Raw genomic sequence first — 15,639 nt, 5'->3', positions numbered from 1 at the left:
ATATTAATTCGGCAATACGGACGAGACAATGAAACAACACGAATCAGCAGATAATTCTCAGGGGCAGCTCTATATTGTGCCCACGCCGATAGGTAATCTGTCTGATATCACGCAGCGTGCGCTGGAGGTGTTGCAAGCCGTTGATTTAATTGCTGCAGAAGATACCCGCCATACCGGTTTACTGCTCCAGCATTTTGGAATTAACGCCCGATTATTTGCCCTGCACGACCATAATGAACAGCAAAAAGCTGAAACACTTCTGGCAAAATTGCAGGACGGGCAAAACATCGCGCTGGTATCTGATGCCGGTACCCCGCTGATCAACGATCCCGGCTATCATCTGGTGCGCACCTGCCGCGAAGCCAATATCCGCGTGGTGCCGCTGCCGGGGCCGTGCGCAGCGATTGCCGCTCTGAGCGCGGCGGGCCTGCCGTCCGACCGCTTCTGCTATGAAGGCTTTCTGCCGGCAAAGTCGAAGGGGCGTCGCGATACGCTGAAGGCGCTGGAAGAAGAGCCGCGGACGATTATTTTCTATGAATCCACCCACCGCCTGCTGGAGAGCCTGGAAGATATCTGCACGGTGCTGGGAGAGTCCCGCTACGTGGTGCTGGCGCGCGAACTGACTAAAACCTGGGAATCTATCCACGGCGCGCCAATCGGCGAGCTGCTGGCGTGGGTGAAGGAAGATGAGAACCGTCGTAAAGGCGAAATGGTGCTGATCGTCGAAGGATTCAAAGCCCAGGAAGAGGCCCTGCCAGCGGACGCGCTGCGTACGCTGGCCCTGCTGCAGGCGGAGCTGCCGCTGAAAAAAGCCGCCGCGCTGGCCGCTGAAATTCACGGCGTGAAGAAAAACGCGTTGTATAAGCACGCGCTGGAGCAGCAGGGCGAGTAGGTTACCCTGTATTCAATAAGCCGGGCGGGAGCAGCTCCGCCCGGCTGCTCCTACATTGCGTAGTACAAACAGGTTGCCTGCGAGTGTAGCCACAGGAACGATGCCGGAACGCGAGTTGATACTTTCCCTTCTCTGAACGCGGCGAACGCCTGCTGTTTTCCCTCACCTGCAACCAGCAGTAACACCTCTTTTGCCGCCAGAATATCCCTAAGACCGAGGGTGATCCCCTGCTCGACGGGCGCTGACGCCTGTTTCAGCATATCGTGCAGGCGGGTACGCTCATCGAGATAGGTAATATGGCAGGCGGGTTCCAGGACGTCGTCCGGTTCGTTAAGCCCTAAATGGCCGTTCTTACCTATCCCCAACAGGCAAAGGTCTAAACCGCCACACCGTGCAATCTGTTCAACAACCCGTTGGCATTCCTGTTCGTCAGGCTTATCGGAAGCAAACGCAATATAGCGATCGGGCGTGACGGCGAGCGGCAGGATAATATGCTGCTGCAAAAACGCTTCGCAGGTCGCCGGGTTATCGGCTGACAGGCCAACCCATTCGTCGAGCTTCACGAAGATGACCCGACTGGTATCCGCTTTTTGTGCCAGCGCCTTTTCAACAAACATTTGATAGGCCAGCAGCGGCGTCGCGCCCGTCGCCAGACAAATCACCGCGTCGGGCTTACGCTTAATGAGCGCCAGCAATCGCTCGCTGACCTCCTTGCTCAGCGCACGGTAATCGCTCAGTTCCTGAAACGTCATCCTGCTCATTTACAAAATCCCCAGCGCGGAACCCAGAATCGCCAGCACGAAGGTGACGGCAATCAGCAATACAGGGTGCGCTTTTTTCACCCGCAGCAGGTAATACATCAGCAGGGTATAGCCCATTGGTAAGATGTTTGGGAACACCTTGTCGAAAAAGTCCTGCTGCAGCGCAACGTTATGCGTGGCGTCGATGGCAAAGGTGGTGACGACGTTAATATGCACGTAGGACGCAATCAGGCCGCCAATTACCGTGATACCAAGTATCGTCGCCGAACGGGCGATCATCTGCGAGTTTTCCCGTACCTTATCGATCGCTTTTATCCCCACCGAATAGCCGACATGCGTCCAGCCCACGCGCAGGAAGAAGATGGCAAGATAGACCGCGAAGAACAAAATAGGCCCCAGCAGGTTGCCCTGGCTGGCGAAGGAGGAGCAGATCCCGGCCATAATCGGCAACAGGGTGAACCAGAATATTGCGTCGCCGATGCCGGCGATAGGTCCGAAAAGCGCGACTTTCAGCCCTTTGATGGTGCTGCGGTCTTCGCCTTTTTCTTCCATTGAAATCAGCAGACCCATCAGGAAGCCTACCAGGTTCGGGTGCGTGTTAATGAATTCCAGATGATCCTTCATGGCGGCGCTGAGGCCCTCTTTGTCGCCTTTGTAGATCTTCTTCAGGATCGGCAGCATTGCCCACGTAAACCCACCGGCCTGCATACGCTCATAGTTAAAGCTGGCCTGAAGCAGAGAGGAGCGAAACCCCAGGCGAGTAATGTCTTTTTTACTAATTTCAGATCCCATTGCTGTAATCCTCTGCATCGTTTTTCTGGGCTATCGCCTGCGCCTGGGCGGCATTTTTAGCTTTGGCATTAAAGAATTCATAGACCGCAAACCCGGCGCCTAATACCGCAACCGGCAGCAGGTTACTGACCTGGATATAGCATACGAACAGGAAGCCGGCGATGAGGTAAGGGATGTATTGGGCTTTGAACATGACGCGCAGCAGCAGGCCAAAACCTACCGCGGGCAGTATGCCGCCAGCGACTTCAAAACCATGCGTCAGCCAGGCCGGCATGGCTTTTACCAGCGCCTGCATCGCGCCCTGCGCAAGATAGGTACAGAGAAAGGCGATAACCGCATAGGAGCAGGCGACAATGAGCGTTGTGGTCCAGTTAAGACGGGAGAATGCCGCCGTATTAGCTTCTTTCGCGCACTTATCGGCTTTTGACATAAAGAGTGAAAATGCCGAGTAGAAAAACAGAATGACATACTGCATCAGCAGGCTAAACGGCAGACCTAAACCAATTGCGGTTTTCGCGTCCACCCCGGTTGTCCAGGCGATGACGGTCGTCATTACGCCTGCCATAATAGGGTTCGGCGGCTGCACGCCTCCGGCAGGCGTCAGGCCTGCAAAAGCCAGCTCGGTGAGGCCGCCGGTGATCAAACCAATATGGATATCGCCAAGAATCGCTCCGGTAAGGGTACAGACAATAATCGGACGAAAAAGGAACAGTGCTTCCAGCCAAAAATCTATCCCAAGAACAAAAACTAACGCGGCCAGGGATATTCCCTGAAGGAGTGTAATTTCGTGCATTTTGTTGCCTCGTAATGGTGACTTTAGCTATTAGAATACCGAGACTCTGCAATTAATCAGGAATGCCCTCTTTCGCATCACCAGGAACGTCCTGAATAAATAGATTAACGCCGCTGCGCTTGATAAATCGTAGATCGTCTAAATCACGATCATCGACATATACCTTGCTGCTGATCTGTTTTTTCCCCTCAGAGAAATGCATATTTCCTACGTTGACATCTTTTAACGACAGGCCGCCTTCGATCAGCTTTCTGACAATGGCCGGAGTGCGGCAGATTAGAAAAATCTTTTGATGAGGGGCTGCCTTTGAAATGATCGCGACTGTTTTCTCGATAGAGAAAAAACGAATGCCGAAGCCATAGGTATCAGCGGTAATGCCCATCAGCTTTTGCTGTATATCGTCATTTGCGACTTCATCATCCACGACAATCAGTAAGTTAGCGCCAATGGTTGATGTCCATGTGACGCCAACCTGTCCATGTACCAGGCGGTTATCAATACGGGTTAATAAAATATTTGGAGTACTCATATTAGTAATTCCTGCCGATATAGGCTGCGAGTTACGCGTTGTTGAAATAATATAATTATGTTCAATTTACGAAAGGGATGGCGAACAGGTCACTAATTTATTCGCTGAGCCGCAGACGTTGATTTTGCTTTTTACCACTTCTTTCATGGCGTCCATCCCGACACGCATGTAATAGCGCGGGTCATTGCCATCAGGATGTTCGCCAAACCATTGTTTTACGGCACCGGAAAACGCGATTTTCAGCTCGGTTGCCACATTGACTTTGCAGACCCCGAGTTCGATGGCGCGACGCACATACTCATCAGGCACATCGCTGGCACCGTGGAGTACCAGAGGAACGTCGACCACCTGACGAATTTCGCCTAAGCGCTGGAAGTCGATTTTTGGACGTTTGGTATAGAGCCCATGTGCGGTACCGATAGCTACGGCGAGACTATCAACACCCGTCAGCTCAACAAAGCGTTTTGCTTCCTGCGGATCGGTCAAAAACGCGCTTTCAGCATCAACGCTCATATCATCTTCCACCCCGCCCAGGCGACCGAGTTCAGCCTCTACGCTGCAATCGCGCGCGTGGCAAAAATCCACGACCGATTTCACCAGCTTCACGTTCTCATCGAAAGGGAAGTGGCTACCGTCGATCATCGCGCTACGCACGCCGGCGTTAACCTTGCGGCGGATATCGTCCAGCGTTTCATGGTGATCGAGATGCAGCGCCAGAGGCATCTCATAGCTGGTGGAGTAAGCGCTGCACAGCGCGTAGATCTCCTCCAGCGCGATATGTTTGAAGGTACCCGGCGTACCGGCGAGGATCACCGGCGATCGCATCTCGCTGCAGACTTCGAGGATCGCCTGGATCGTCTCGGCGTTATGAATGTTAAATGCAGGTATCGCATAGCCTTTTGCCTGGGCATCCAGCAGAAGATATTTTGTAGAAATAATGCTCATGATGCGCTCCTCTCAAGCATTCCAGGGGTGAATGACGACGCCTTGCACCACGCGGTTAACCGTACCGCTGGCGGAAGGGGTATCCGGGGTATTGCCAACGCTGATGGACTGCGCGAGCGCGAACGCCTGGGCATACATCAGGAAGCAGAAAGCCTGCTCGACATCGATAAAAGCGCGGGAAGGCGGCAGCAGGATGTGCGGACCCGCAGTGACAGGGGCTGCGGCTTCGGCGGCAATCGCCACCACGCGCATTGCCTGTTTGTCGCGACGCAGTTCAGCCAGCAGATCGAGGTCGTACTGGCGCGTGTACGGGTGGCTGGAGACAAACACCACCACCAGCGTTTCGTTATCCACCAGTGATTTCGGCCCGTGACGAAAGCCGGTTGGGGAGTCATAAAACGCCGCCAGTTTACCGGCGGTCAGCTCGAGGACCTTGAGGGCCGATTCGCGCGCCGCACCCTGTAATCCGCCGCTGCCTAGATAGACGATCCGTCGCCACGGCTCATTGCCAAATACGCTGCCGCTAAATTCGCCGAGCGAGGTGAGGATCGTCTGACAACGATCCGCCACGTCGCGGAAGGTCCTGCTGTTGATCGCTTCGGGCGCGAACACCGCAAGGCAGCTCGCCATCATGGTGGTAATACTGCTGGTCATCGCGAAGCCGCGGTCGTGCGTTTCTGTCGGCATCAGTAGCGCAAAGGCGTTGTCGCTGTTTACCGCGTTTTGATACAGGCTGCCGGCTTCATTACAGGTAATCGACAGGTGGTAACAGTTCGGGACGAACTGATTGGCCAGCTCTACGGCGGCGACGCTCTCCGGGCTATTGCCGGAGCGGGCGAAGGAGACCAGCAGCAGAGGGTGCGCGGCGTTCAGGTAGTCCATAGGATTGGTTACCAGATCGGTCGTTGGCACCGCGCTGATGTTTTTTCCGGTGTGACGCGATAGCCAGGGCGAAACGATCTCACCGATAAAGGCGGAGGTTCCTGCCCCCGTCAGAACAATTCGCAAATCGTCTTTACGCAGCAATGGCGCGAGGAAGTCGTCGATCGCCGAACGGAGATTGTCGATGTTGGTCAGCGAGCGGAGCCAGCTGGCGGGCTGTTGACGGATTTCGGCTTCTGTCCAGGTGCCGGTCGCGGCGGAGGTTGCGGTATAGGTTTCAGGCATAACTCAGTCCTTAGTCGTGTGAATTCCACATCAGACGCTGGCAAAATTGTCGCTATCTTTCGTTTCGTTTCACTTATTCATGTAATCAGTTAAATAAAATTTATAGCAAAGAAATCGAAAGTTCAATTAAAGAAATAAGAAATAAAACGAAAACTGTGATCAAAAAGCAATGAATTTATATATCTATATGATAAATATATTTTTTTAATTAAATAATCGCGGGGATTGACGCTATTTTCGCAAGAAAAAGAAAGGCCTTGCGCGCAGAGGGCGAAGGCCAACATGACACATAATGAAAGGGCTAAAGGGGGAGAGCCTGGCCCTGAATCCAGATTTGCTGAAGGTGTAGCCTGTCGTTTAGCGCAATAACATTCGCGCATTTCCCCGTGCGTAACGATCCCAATCGGTCGTCGATACCCAGCAGGCGGGCGGGGTGCAGCGAAGCCATATGGATGGCATCTTCCGGCGCAGCACCCGCCAGCTCGACCATGTTGCGAACGGCCGCATCAAGCGAGAGCGTACTGCCTGCGAGGCTACCGGAGGCCGTTCGTACGATACCGCCGCGCATCTCCACCGCTTCGCCGCAGAGCGAATAGCGGCCATCGGGCATACCGGCTGCCTGCATCGCATCGGTGATCAGGACAATGCGTTGCCCGGCGCAGCAGCAACACAGACGCATGGCGGCGGGATGGACATGATGCCCGTCGGCAATAAGCTCCAGCCACGCCTGCGGCGTGGTGAACCCGGCGCCGACCATGCCCGGTTCCCGGTGATGTAATCCGCTCATCCCGTTGTAGCAGTGCACCAGCCCGTCGGCGCCGGCAGCGAAGGCGGCACGGGTCTGGTCATAGGTGGCGGCGCTATGGCCCAGCATCACCCGCACGCCCTGCCGTTTAAGATGATGAATCGCCGCTATTGCCCCCGGCTTTTCCGGCGCCAGCGCCACCACCCGCAGGGTTCGTCGCGAGCAGGTAATCAAGGAGTCCAGCTCGGCGACGTCCAGCTCGCGGAACAGCTCAGGCGGATGGGCGCCTTTATTCTGCGGAGTGAAGTAGGGCCCTTCCAGATAGCTGCCCAGCACCTGCGCGCCGGGGCCACCGGAAAGCACTCGCCGGGCGATGCGTTCCAGCGCGCCGTGGATGGCCGGCAGCGGCGCGGTGACGGTGGTCGGCAGCCAGGCGCCGACCCCCTCGCGCGCTTTATATATTGCCAGCCTGTCGAGCGCGTCCGGTGTTTCGTCCATCACATCAATACCCGCGCCGCCGTGGACGTGAATATCGATGTAAGCCGGGCAAAGCAGATCGGCGTCGCGAGCGGTCACGCCGGCGGGAACCGGCTCGACTGCGGTGATGACGCCAGCTTCTATACGCAACTGATGATCGGCAAGCCAGCCCTGCTCGGTCAGCAGGCGTCTGGCGCGCAGAATCTGCGTCATATCCCTTCCTCTACCGGTTTCTCTTCGCGACAGCGCGCGAGCTCGTCGACCAGGCTGGTTAACCCGCGGTGCCCGCACTCCAGCGCCTGCAGACGAAACGCCTCGCCGTTCAGGCCCTCACGTTCCAGCACCATTTCCAGCAGCAGCTGCAGATTGGTGCCGGTGATCACTTCCCTCCCTGGTTTTTGCATCGCCAGCGTTGAGGCCACGCGAAACGGCGTCCCGCCCAGCAGGTCCGTCAGAAAAACGATATCGTCTTCAGCGTCCAGCTGGCTCACCGCCTGCTCAAGCTGTGAGGTGAGCAGTGCGGTCGTTGAGGTTTCCGGAAAATCGATAGCGATAAACTGCGACTGCTCGCCCAGTATCTGTTTCATCGCCATTGCCATACCGCTGGCAAAGCCGCCATGACCCGTCAAAATAATACCTAACATCGCATACCTCTTTGTATTTACAGAAAGTGGCAGAATTTACCCACGACACCCAGTACGACGGTGAGCGCGATGAGTCGCAGCGGGCTCCAGCCGCGGCGCACCAGCCAGAACATGGTCAGGGTATAAACCAGCGGTAGAAACGCCGGCATCAGCTTATCGATAACATCCGTTTGCAGTTTCACCACCGCATCACCTGCGGTGATCTCCAGCGTGGTGCTGAGGCGAACATAGGTTGCCACCAGCGCGCCAATCACCGTCATCCCGACGATTGACGCCGCGTGCCCGACCTTTTTGGTATTGGCTTTAATTAACGGTATCGCCGCCACGCCCATACGATAAGCATAGTGCGCAAGGCCAAAGCGCAACCCGAGATGCACCACGTTAAACAGCACAATAAACACCACCGCGCCGAGGATAGAACCTTGCAGCGCGAGGCTGGCGCCAATGCCGCCGCAAATCGGCAGTAGCGTCAGCCAGAACATCGCATCGCCAATCCCGCCCAGCGGGGCGCCGACGGCGATTTTAGTGCTCTGGATGCTGTTGACGTCCTGCTTGGAGCGCTCCATCGCAAGGATGATGCCGATGACAAAGGTCACCAGGAACGGGTGGGTGTTGAAGAACCCCATATGACCTTTCATGGCGCGTGCCAGGTCGCGTTTGTTGGTGTGGATCTTTTTCAGCGCCGGCAGCAGGCCGTACAGCCAGCCGGACGCCTGCATACGTTCGTAGTTGAACGAGGCCTGCAGAAGCATAGAGCGCCAGGCGACGCGGTTAATATCTTTTTTCGTCAGCTCCGCACCGAGGGTCTGCTCTTCGTAGACGTTTTCATTTACGCCGGAAAGCAGCGTCTCTTCGGAGGTGGAGACGCCTGGCAGAGTGGTTTGATTAGATGCCATCTTCGAATTCCTCTTTCTGTGCCGCCGGCGCAGCCGGTTCCGGAGATTTGCGCAGCAGGTCAATGAGCGCCATCGCCAGCGCCGCGGCGGCAATCGCCAGCACCGGTAGCTTCAGCCATGCTGCGGCGACAAAGCCGATGATAAAGTAGGGGATATAGACGTTTTTCATCATGATTTTCAGCAGTACGGCGAAGCCGATAGCCGGCATGATGCCGCCCGCCACGCCGAGGCCGTCAATCAGGCGCTCCGGTAGCACATCGATGGCGGTTTTCGCATGTTCCGCCCCGAAAAAGATAGGCAGGAAGGCGCAGAGAAAATAGAAGATCCCTAACGCCAGCAGGGCCAGATAGTTCACTCGCTCAATACCCCTGGTATCGGCGTTTGCCGCCATGCGGTCGCAGCGGGACATCACGCCGGACATCACCGAGAACAGGAAGGTGATCCCCATCTGTACCGCGACGGCGAAGGGGACGGCGACGCCGACGGCGACATCAGGCTTCACGCCTGTGGTAATGGCAAAGGTGGTACCGACGATAGTGCCGATAATCACGTTTGGCGGCTGGGCGCCCGCCAGCGGGGCCAGCCCCATCCAGACCAGCTCCAGCGTGCCGCCGGTTAAAATACCGGTATGCAGATCGCCCAGAATCAGGCCCACCAGCGGGCCGAGGACCACCGGACGGTGCATATGGGTTAACCCGTTGAACATATCCAGGCCGGCAATAAAGGCAAGAATACCTAATGCAAAAGCCTGCAACAGACTGATTTCCATTATGAATCCCTCAGAGTAGTTTAAAGAGATCCAAAGCGGGTTCTGTTGGAACGCCCTGAACGAAGCATTCCACCCCGGCGGCCTTGAGGCCGTTAAACGCGGCAATATCGTTCGCGTCTACAGAAACCGTTTTGGCAATATGCTGTTTGCCATTGGCGTAGTGCATATTTCCTACGTTGATACGCGTGACGGGAACTCCGCCCTCCACCAGCCTGAGGAAGTCAGCCGGTGTTTTACAGACCAGCAGAATTTTTTGCCTGTCGGCGGCGCGGTGGATATTTTCAATCACTTTTTGCAGCGACCAGAAGCGCACGGCGATCCCCTCCGCCAGCACCATCTCCATCAGATTTTGCTGTACCGAATCTTCAGCAACCTCATCGTTGGCCACCAGCACCAGGTTCGCTCCCGCAAACCCGACCCACTGGACGCCCACCTGACCGTGGATCAAACGTTCATCGATACGACTTAAGACAATGTTTGGCATCGCGTTTTCCTCTTCGTTGTTATGCGTTATGGGACGTAACGCCCTTACAGGCAGCGTGGTACTGCTGCAGTATGTCCTGAATGTGGTCGATGATGAGCTCCCGCGGTGCCGCCTTGAGATCGCCCTCGCGAACTTTGGTGTACTGCAACGGCATATACTGGCTGATGAGCGGCAGCGGAATCGTCCAGTCGGCAAGATTGCGCACCAGGCGTGCAAACGCCTCATCGATCTGGCTGTCCGGCCAGTAGTAGCGGACGCGGTCGGAGTAGCTGTATCCGCGCGCCAGGCGCCGCGCGTTGCCGTCGCCGTGATAGTGGTTTTGCCAATATTCCGGGCGATCGAGCATCACGTTTTCCAGCACCTGACGCAGGCCGGAGCACGCTTTCGCGGGCAGGAGTTCTTCCTCTATTGCCGCCAGCGAGAACAGCGCTTCACGCAGGGCGAAGGTGAGCGCCGGGCCGACCTTCAGAATGGCAAAATGATCTTTCACCAGCTGACGAAGCGCCTGCGGCGTCTGATAGTCCGTGGAGTGGGCTTCAAATATCAGCGTGTCATAAGCTTCCACCATTGCGCTCAGCGCTACGGCTTTCTGCGGCTGATAGTCGATAACGTTGATATGATCGAATTCGACGCCGGGCTGGACCACCAGCCCGATAATGCGCGGCCAGATATTGGTCAACCCGCGCTGCGCAAAGGCATGGCGATGCGCTTCCAGCGTCGCGCGCGCCGCGTCAGGAGTGGTGACCTGCAGTTCGGTAAGCGTTTCATGGGCGCCGCCTGGGACGGGCACTTCGGTGCCTATCACGTAGACCAGGTCGGATTCGCCAAAGTGCTTACGGCAGGTCTCTTCGGCTATCTTTGCCAGTCGGGCGGCGCGATCTGCAACGATCTCATCGGTTAACGGCAGCGGATCGCCCTCGCAGGACATGCTGCAATCGAGATGGATTTTCTTAAAGCCTGCTGCGACGTAGCTTTTAATGAGATCGTCGGCATTGGCCATCGCCTGGGCTGCGGGCAGATTTTGCCAGCGGTTAGGGCCGAGATGATCGCCGCCGAGGATCAGCTGCGACTGGGGAAAATCGAGCGAGCTGGCGAGCTGGCAGACAAAGCCGCGGAAATCAGTGGGCGTCATGCCGGTATAGCCGCCGAACTGATCCACCTGATTGGAGGTGGCTTCGATCAGCAGCGGAGCCTGCTGGGCCCGGGCGTAACGAATGGCCGCTTCAAGTACCAGCGGATGCGCGGAACAGACGGCATAAATTCCGCTTGTACTCCCTCGTTTATGCTGTGCCACCATTTCTGTAAGATGTTTCACTTTCCTCTCCATTTCGGATGGTAATGACATTAATCTTTCGTTTTGTTTCATTTAATACTGCGTCATGGTGCTGTAAAAATAAAACGAAAGATAATAGTTTTCCGATCTATTTCACAAAAGAAACATAATGAAAGGTTTCAGCGTCAGGATGTGGACCGCCGTAGCGCGTTGCGGGGCTTGCATTCCGCTAAAAGAAAGGTGTTAATAGGCAAAACGAAATGAAACGAAAGATTTAGCTAAAGGAATACTTATGAGCAGTACCGACTCTTCTGCAGATAAGCGCATCAGCGGCACCAGTGAGAGGCGCGAGCAAATTATCCAGCGGCTGCGGCAGCAGGGAAGCGTGCAGGTGAACGACCTTGCTCTGCTATATGGCGTCTCGACGGTGACGATTCGCAACGATCTGGCCTTTCTGGAAAAGCAGGGCATCGCCGTTCGCGCCTATGGCGGGGCGCTGATCTGTGACGGTACAACGCCCGCTGCGGAGCCGTCAGTGGAAGATAAAAGCGCGCTCAATACCGCGGTGAAGCGCAGCATCGCGCAGGCGGCGGTAGAACTGATTCAACCGGGGCACCGGATTATTCTCGACTCCGGCACCACAACGTATGAAATTGCCCGTATGCTGCGTCAGCATACCGATTTGATAGTCATGACTAACGGGATGAACGTGGCGAATGCGCTGCTGGATGCCGAAGGGGTGGAGCTGCTGATGACCGGGGGACACCTGCGCCGCCAGTCGCAGTCGTTCTATGGCGACCAGGCGGAGCAGTCTCTACAGAATTACCACTTTGACATGCTTTTTCTTGGCGTCGATGCCATCGATCTCGATCGCGGCGTGAGTACCCATAATGAAGATGAAGCGCGTCTGAATCGCCGGATGTGCGAAGTGGCGGAGCGGATCGTTGTCGTGACCGATTCAACGAAATTTAATCGTTCGAGCCTGCATAAGATTATCGACACTCAGCGGATTGATATGATTATCGTTGATGAAGGCATCCCGACCGAAAGCCTTGAAGGGCTGCGCAAGAGCGGCATTGATGTGCGACTGGTGAAGGGCTAAACGTGGCCCCTCTCCTCGCAGGAGAGAGGCTCAACGCTGCGCCGTCCGGCGGTAAATCAGGTTACCGGCGCCGGGTTAAACACCGCCAGCTGGTTATGCAGCCCCCACTGATCTGAGAAGGTTTTCTTCCGGCCGCTGGCGACGTCAAGAATAAACTCAAACAGCTTCAGGCCAACCTCTTCGATACTCTCTTCGCCGGTGGCGATTGTGCCAGCGTTAATATCCATCAGGTCATACCAGCGGTTCGCAAGCTCGGTGCGGGTTGCCATTTTTATGACCGGCACCGCGACGAGGCCGTATGGCGTACCGCGGCCGGTGGTGAATACCTGAACCGTAATGCCTGATGCGACCTGCTGGGTACCGCAAACAAAATCGCTGGCGGGCGTGGCGGCAAATATCAGCCCGCGTTTCGTCGGGCGCTGGCCCGGCGACAGCACCTCGACAATCGCACTTTTCCCCGATTTGGCGATAGAGCCCAGCGCCTTTTCCACCACGTTGGCGAGGCCGCCCTTTTTATTCCCCGGAGAGGGGTTGGCGCTGCGATCGGTTTGACCGAGGTCGAGATAGTTATCGTACCAGGCCATCTCTTCGAGCAGGCGTTTACCGACCTCCTCGTTCACCGCGCGTGGCGTTAGCAGATGAATGGCGTCACGGACTTCGGTGACCTCTGAGAACATCACCGTCGCGCCGCAGCGTATCAGCAGGTCGGAGGCATAGCCAACCGCCGGGTTGGCGGTGACGCCGGAAAACGCGTCGCTGCCGCCGCACTGCATGCCGACCACCAGCTCGGAAGCCGGACAGGTTTCGCGCTGGCGCTGGTTGAGCTTCGCCAGGTGACGCTCCGCAACCTGCAGAATATCGTCGACCATTGATTTAAAGCCAACGTGATGTTCATCCTGCAGCCGCACGATGCTGGCGCTGTCCACGGCGACAGGCTGGACATCTTCTGTCCCCTGCAGCAGGCGCTCCGGCTGCAGCTTTTCACAGCCCAGGCCAACCACCATCACCTCGCCGCCAAAATTCGGGTTCAACGAGATATTGTGGATGGTGCGGATAGGCACGACGGCCGCCGGCGCGTTGATGGCTACGCCGCAGCCGTAGAGGTGATTCAGGCCCACGACGCCATCGACGTTCGGATACTTCGGCAGCAGGTCGCGTTCGATGATTTTGACCACGTAATCGACAACCCCAGCCACGCAGTGCACGCTGGTGGTGATGCCGAGCAGATTCTTGCTCCCGACGCTGCCGTCGGCATTGCGATAGCCTTCAAAGGTATACCCTTCCAGTGCGGGCAGCGCCTGCGGGACTTTGGTGGCCAGCGGCAGGGTATTCAGCGGCGGCGCGCTGGGCAGTTCTACCGTGGATTCGTCAATCCAGCTGCCGCGCGCGATATCGCGAACGGCGTAGCCGATGACTTCGCCATAGCGGATGATTTCGCCGTGAACGGGAATATCCACCAGCGCCACCTTATGGCCCTGAGGAATATGTTCAATCAGCTCCAGTCCGTCCGGGAAACGACTCCCGGCTTTCAGACCATTATCATTAACAATAATTGCCACATTATCGGTGTCATGTACTTTTATATAAAACGCGCTGGGCGATTCTTGTCTAATTTCGATGTCGGCCATTGTCCAGTATTCTCCAGCCAGGTGGGGATAATAAAATAATAAACTCTATATATTTTGAATCTAATTGAGGATGTTCTCAGTATTGTGGAATTAGAATGTCAGGAGTTCGCCATCAAGAATGTGACCGCGATCACTCATTATCGTGATAGCCGCGCCAGCAGCGGCATCAAAGCGTAAATATGTGCATCAGCGCCCATTATTATATGCATATGTTTAAAGTAATATTTATATTAACCTAATTAATTGTGCGTTTGCACAATGCACGGCGGATGCCTGCTGTTTATACTGAATGACGATTTCATTACGCCAGATTTGCTATTTGATGTTTGTTTTTATTTGAAGGGCATCTTTAGTGTAACGCTCAAATAATAATAAAATAACTTCTCGAGTACCTGAGGTAAATAAAATGATGCTTGATACGGTTGAAGCAACAAAAAAGGGATTCCCCACCCGATATTTAATTTTACTGATAATATTTATCGTCACCGCCGTTAACTATGCCGACCGCGCAACGCTCTCCATTGCCGGAACCGAAGTAGCAAAAGAGCTTCAGCTCAGCGCCGTGTCGATGGGATACATTTTCTCCGCCTTTGGCTGGGCCTATTTGCTGATGCAAATCCCCGGCGGCTGGCTGCTTGATAAGTTTGGCTCGAAGAAAGTCTACACCTACAGTCTGTTCTTCTGGTCGCTGTTTACCTTTCTGCAGGGCTTTGTTGACGTCTTTCCGCTTGCCTGGGCCGGGATCTCGATGTTCATTATGCGGTTTATGCTGGGCTTTTCGGAAGCGCCATCATTTCCGGCTAACGCCCGTATCGTCGCGGCCTGGTTCCCGACGAAAGAGCGCGGTACCGCCTCCGCTATCTTTAACTCTGCACAATATTTTTCACTGGCGCTGTTCTCGCCTCTGCTCGGCTGGTTAACCTTCGCCTGGGGCTGGGAGCACGTGTTTACCGTTATGGGGGTCATTGGTTTTATCCTCACCGGCCTGTGGGCAAAGCTGATTCATAACCCGACCGACCATCCGCGGATGTCAAAAGAAGAGCTGAAGTTTATCTCTGACAACGGCGCGGTAGTGGATATGGACCATAAAAAGCCCGGCGGCAATGCGGCCAGCGGGCCTAAACTCCACTATATCAAGCAGCTGTTAACCAACCGCATGATGCTGGGCGTATTCTTTGGCCAATATTTTATCAACACCATCACCTGGTTCTTCCTCACCTGGTTCCCGATTTACCTGGTGCAGGAAAAGGGGATGTCGATTCTGAAAGTGGGGCTGGTGGCATCCATCCCGGCGCTGTGCGGTTTCGCCGGCGGCGTACTGGGCGGCGTGTTCTCCGACTATCTGATTAAGCGCGGTTTTTCTATCACTCTGGCTCGTAAGCTGCCCATCGTTCTCGGCATGCTGCTGGCCTCAACCATTATTCTGTGTAACTACACCGATAACACCGCGCTGGTGGTGACCCTGATGGCGCTGGCGTTCTTCGGTAAAGGCTTTGGTGCCCTCGGTTGGCCGGTGATTTCCGATACCGCTCCGAAAGAGATTGTTGGTCTGTGCGGCGGGGTCTTCAACGTATTCGGTAACGTGGCGTCCATTGTTACTCCGCTGGTCATCGGCTATCTGGTCAGCGAACTGCATTCATTTAACGCAGCGCTGGTGTTTGTCGGTTGTTCAGCTCTGATGGCGATGGTTTGCTACCTCTTCATTGTTGGCGACATCAAACGTATGGAATTGCAAAAATAAT

The 15,639-nt window shown here is 55.5% G+C and carries 16 protein-coding genes; 3 read left to right on the top strand and 13 right to left on the bottom strand.

The features are described 5' to 3' along the window. Positions 1-28 precede the first annotated feature (28 nt). Entirely contained in the window at positions 29-892 is an 864-nt protein-coding gene (gene rsmI / locus GO007_RS11455; RefSeq protein WP_095099828.1) for a 16S rRNA (cytidine(1402)-2'-O)-methyltransferase, read from the top strand. A gap of 50 nt (positions 893-942) precedes the next feature. On the opposite strand, the gene GO007_RS11450 is transcribed toward rsmI, so the two are convergent. The 12 genes from GO007_RS11450 to kbaZ form a co-directional block, all read right to left on the bottom strand. Continuing rightward, positions 943-1,653 carry a galactosamine-6-phosphate isomerase gene (locus tag GO007_RS11450; RefSeq protein WP_095099825.1) on the bottom strand — a complete coding sequence of 237 codons (711 nt, stop codon included), beginning with the start codon at positions 1,651-1,653 and terminating at the stop codon, positions 943-945. Continuing rightward, positions 1,654-2,445, bottom strand: coding sequence for a PTS galactosamine transporter subunit IID (agaD, locus tag GO007_RS11445; RefSeq protein WP_095099821.1), 792 nt, complete (start codon positions 2,443-2,445; stop codon positions 1,654-1,656). After that, positions 2,435-3,238: a PTS galactosamine transporter subunit IIC gene (gene agaC / locus GO007_RS11440; protein ID WP_095099818.1), complete on the bottom strand. Its 804-nt coding sequence runs from the start codon at positions 3,236-3,238 to the stop codon at positions 2,435-2,437. Before agaC ends, agaD begins: the two co-directional genes overlap by 11 nt. A gap of 52 nt (positions 3,239-3,290) precedes the next feature. Continuing rightward, entirely contained in the window at positions 3,291-3,767 is a 477-nt protein-coding gene (gene agaB, locus GO007_RS11435; RefSeq protein ID WP_095099814.1) for a PTS galactosamine transporter subunit IIB, read from the bottom strand. Positions 3,768-3,833: 66 nt separating this feature from the next. Next, on the bottom strand, positions 3,834-4,712 hold the full coding sequence (gene kbaY, locus GO007_RS11430) for a tagatose-bisphosphate aldolase subunit KbaY (protein WP_095099812.1): 879 nt from the start codon (positions 4,710-4,712) through the stop codon (positions 3,834-3,836). A gap of 12 nt (positions 4,713-4,724) precedes the next feature. Next, positions 4,725-5,879 carry an SIS domain-containing protein gene (locus GO007_RS11425; RefSeq protein ID WP_095099809.1) on the bottom strand — a complete coding sequence of 385 codons (1,155 nt, stop codon included), beginning with the start codon at positions 5,877-5,879 and terminating at the stop codon, positions 4,725-4,727. Between the two features lie 301 nt (positions 5,880-6,180). Continuing rightward, positions 6,181-7,314, bottom strand: coding sequence for an N-acetylglucosamine-6-phosphate deacetylase (nagA, locus tag GO007_RS11420; RefSeq protein WP_095099806.1), 1,134 nt, complete (start codon positions 7,312-7,314; stop codon positions 6,181-6,183). After that, complete coding sequence (agaF, locus tag GO007_RS11415; protein WP_095099803.1) at positions 7,311-7,745, bottom strand: PTS galactosamine/N-acetylgalactosamine transporter subunit IIA; 435 nt, start codon at positions 7,743-7,745, stop codon at positions 7,311-7,313. The genes nagA and agaF overlap by 4 nt, the downstream gene beginning before the upstream one ends. 17 nt (positions 7,746-7,762) lie before the next feature. Continuing rightward, positions 7,763-8,641, bottom strand: a complete 879-nt coding sequence (agaE, locus tag GO007_RS11410) for a PTS N-acetylgalactosamine transporter subunit IID (protein ID WP_095099800.1) — start codon at positions 8,639-8,641, stop codon at positions 7,763-7,765. Further along, complete coding sequence (gene agaW, locus GO007_RS11405; protein WP_095099797.1) at positions 8,631-9,410, bottom strand: PTS N-acetylgalactosamine transporter subunit IIC; 780 nt, start codon at positions 9,408-9,410, stop codon at positions 8,631-8,633. The genes agaE and agaW overlap by 11 nt, the downstream gene beginning before the upstream one ends. 10 nt (positions 9,411-9,420) lie before the next feature. After that, positions 9,421-9,894 carry a PTS N-acetylgalactosamine transporter subunit IIB gene (gene agaV, locus GO007_RS11400; RefSeq protein WP_095099794.1) on the bottom strand — a complete coding sequence of 158 codons (474 nt, stop codon included), beginning with the start codon at positions 9,892-9,894 and terminating at the stop codon, positions 9,421-9,423. Positions 9,895-9,913: 19 nt separating this feature from the next. Next, positions 9,914-11,221, bottom strand: coding sequence for a tagatose-bisphosphate aldolase subunit KbaZ (gene kbaZ / locus GO007_RS11395; RefSeq protein WP_095099791.1), 1,308 nt, complete (start codon positions 11,219-11,221; stop codon positions 9,914-9,916). 238 nt (positions 11,222-11,459) lie between these two features. Between kbaZ and GO007_RS11390 the strand changes: the two genes are divergently transcribed. After that, positions 11,460-12,269: a DeoR family transcriptional regulator gene (locus GO007_RS11390; protein ID WP_095099788.1), complete on the top strand. Its 810-nt coding sequence runs from the start codon at positions 11,460-11,462 to the stop codon at positions 12,267-12,269. A 56-nt stretch (positions 12,270-12,325) separates the two neighbouring features. Here the strand turns inward: GO007_RS11390 and garD are convergent, their stop codons facing one another. Then, positions 12,326-13,897 (bottom strand): galactarate dehydratase, encoded by a 1,572-nt coding sequence (garD, locus tag GO007_RS11385; RefSeq protein ID WP_095099786.1) that lies wholly within the window; start codon positions 13,895-13,897, stop codon positions 12,326-12,328. A 406-nt stretch (positions 13,898-14,303) separates the two neighbouring features. Between garD and garP the strand changes: the two genes are divergently transcribed. Beyond that, positions 14,304-15,638, top strand: a complete 1,335-nt coding sequence (gene garP / locus GO007_RS11380) for a galactarate/glucarate/glycerate transporter GarP (protein ID WP_095099783.1) — start codon at positions 14,304-14,306, stop codon at positions 15,636-15,638. The last annotated feature ends 1 nt before the right edge of the window (position 15,639 follow it).

It is taken from the genome of Klebsiella sp. 10-1, assembly GCF_009758445.1.
Classification (GTDB): Bacteria; Pseudomonadota; Gammaproteobacteria; order Enterobacterales; family Enterobacteriaceae; genus Klebsiella; species Klebsiella scottii.
This window is presented reverse-complemented; position numbering and strand designations above follow the sequence as displayed.

What these genes read in the sequence shown, in the direction of transcription:
- rsmI (WP_095099828.1), top strand. Translation starts at nt 29, where the DNA reads ATGAAACAACACGAATCAGCAGATAATTCTCAGGGGCAGCTCTATATT.
- GO007_RS11450 (WP_095099825.1), bottom strand. Translation starts at nt 1,653, where the DNA reads ATGAGCAGGATGACGTTTCAGGAACTGAGCGATTACCGTGCGCTGAGC.
- agaD (WP_095099821.1), bottom strand. Translation starts at nt 2,445, where the DNA reads ATGGGATCTGAAATTAGTAAAAAAGACATTACTCGCCTGGGGTTTCGC.
- agaC (WP_095099818.1), bottom strand. Translation starts at nt 3,238, where the DNA reads ATGCACGAAATTACACTCCTTCAGGGAATATCCCTGGCCGCGTTAGTT.
- agaB (WP_095099814.1), bottom strand. Translation starts at nt 3,767, where the DNA reads ATGAGTACTCCAAATATTTTATTAACCCGTATTGATAACCGCCTGGTA.
- kbaY (WP_095099812.1), bottom strand. Translation starts at nt 4,712, where the DNA reads ATGAGCATTATTTCTACAAAATATCTTCTGCTGGATGCCCAGGCAAAA.
- GO007_RS11425 (WP_095099809.1), bottom strand. Translation starts at nt 5,879, where the DNA reads ATGCCTGAAACCTATACCGCAACCTCCGCCGCGACCGGCACCTGGACA.
- nagA (WP_095099806.1), bottom strand. Translation starts at nt 7,314, where the DNA reads ATGACGCAGATTCTGCGCGCCAGACGCCTGCTGACCGAGCAGGGCTGG.
- agaF (WP_095099803.1), bottom strand. Translation starts at nt 7,745, where the DNA reads ATGTTAGGTATTATTTTGACGGGTCATGGCGGCTTTGCCAGCGGTATG.
- agaE (WP_095099800.1), bottom strand. Translation starts at nt 8,641, where the DNA reads ATGGCATCTAATCAAACCACTCTGCCAGGCGTCTCCACCTCCGAAGAG.
- agaW (WP_095099797.1), bottom strand. Translation starts at nt 9,410, where the DNA reads ATGGAAATCAGTCTGTTGCAGGCTTTTGCATTAGGTATTCTTGCCTTT.
- agaV (WP_095099794.1), bottom strand. Translation starts at nt 9,894, where the DNA reads ATGCCAAACATTGTCTTAAGTCGTATCGATGAACGTTTGATCCACGGT.
- kbaZ (WP_095099791.1), bottom strand. Translation starts at nt 11,221, where the DNA reads ATGGAGAGGAAAGTGAAACATCTTACAGAAATGGTGGCACAGCATAAA.
- GO007_RS11390 (WP_095099788.1), top strand. Translation starts at nt 11,460, where the DNA reads ATGAGCAGTACCGACTCTTCTGCAGATAAGCGCATCAGCGGCACCAGT.
- garD (WP_095099786.1), bottom strand. Translation starts at nt 13,897, where the DNA reads ATGGCCGACATCGAAATTAGACAAGAATCGCCCAGCGCGTTTTATATA.
- garP (WP_095099783.1), top strand. Translation starts at nt 14,304, where the DNA reads ATGATGCTTGATACGGTTGAAGCAACAAAAAAGGGATTCCCCACCCGA.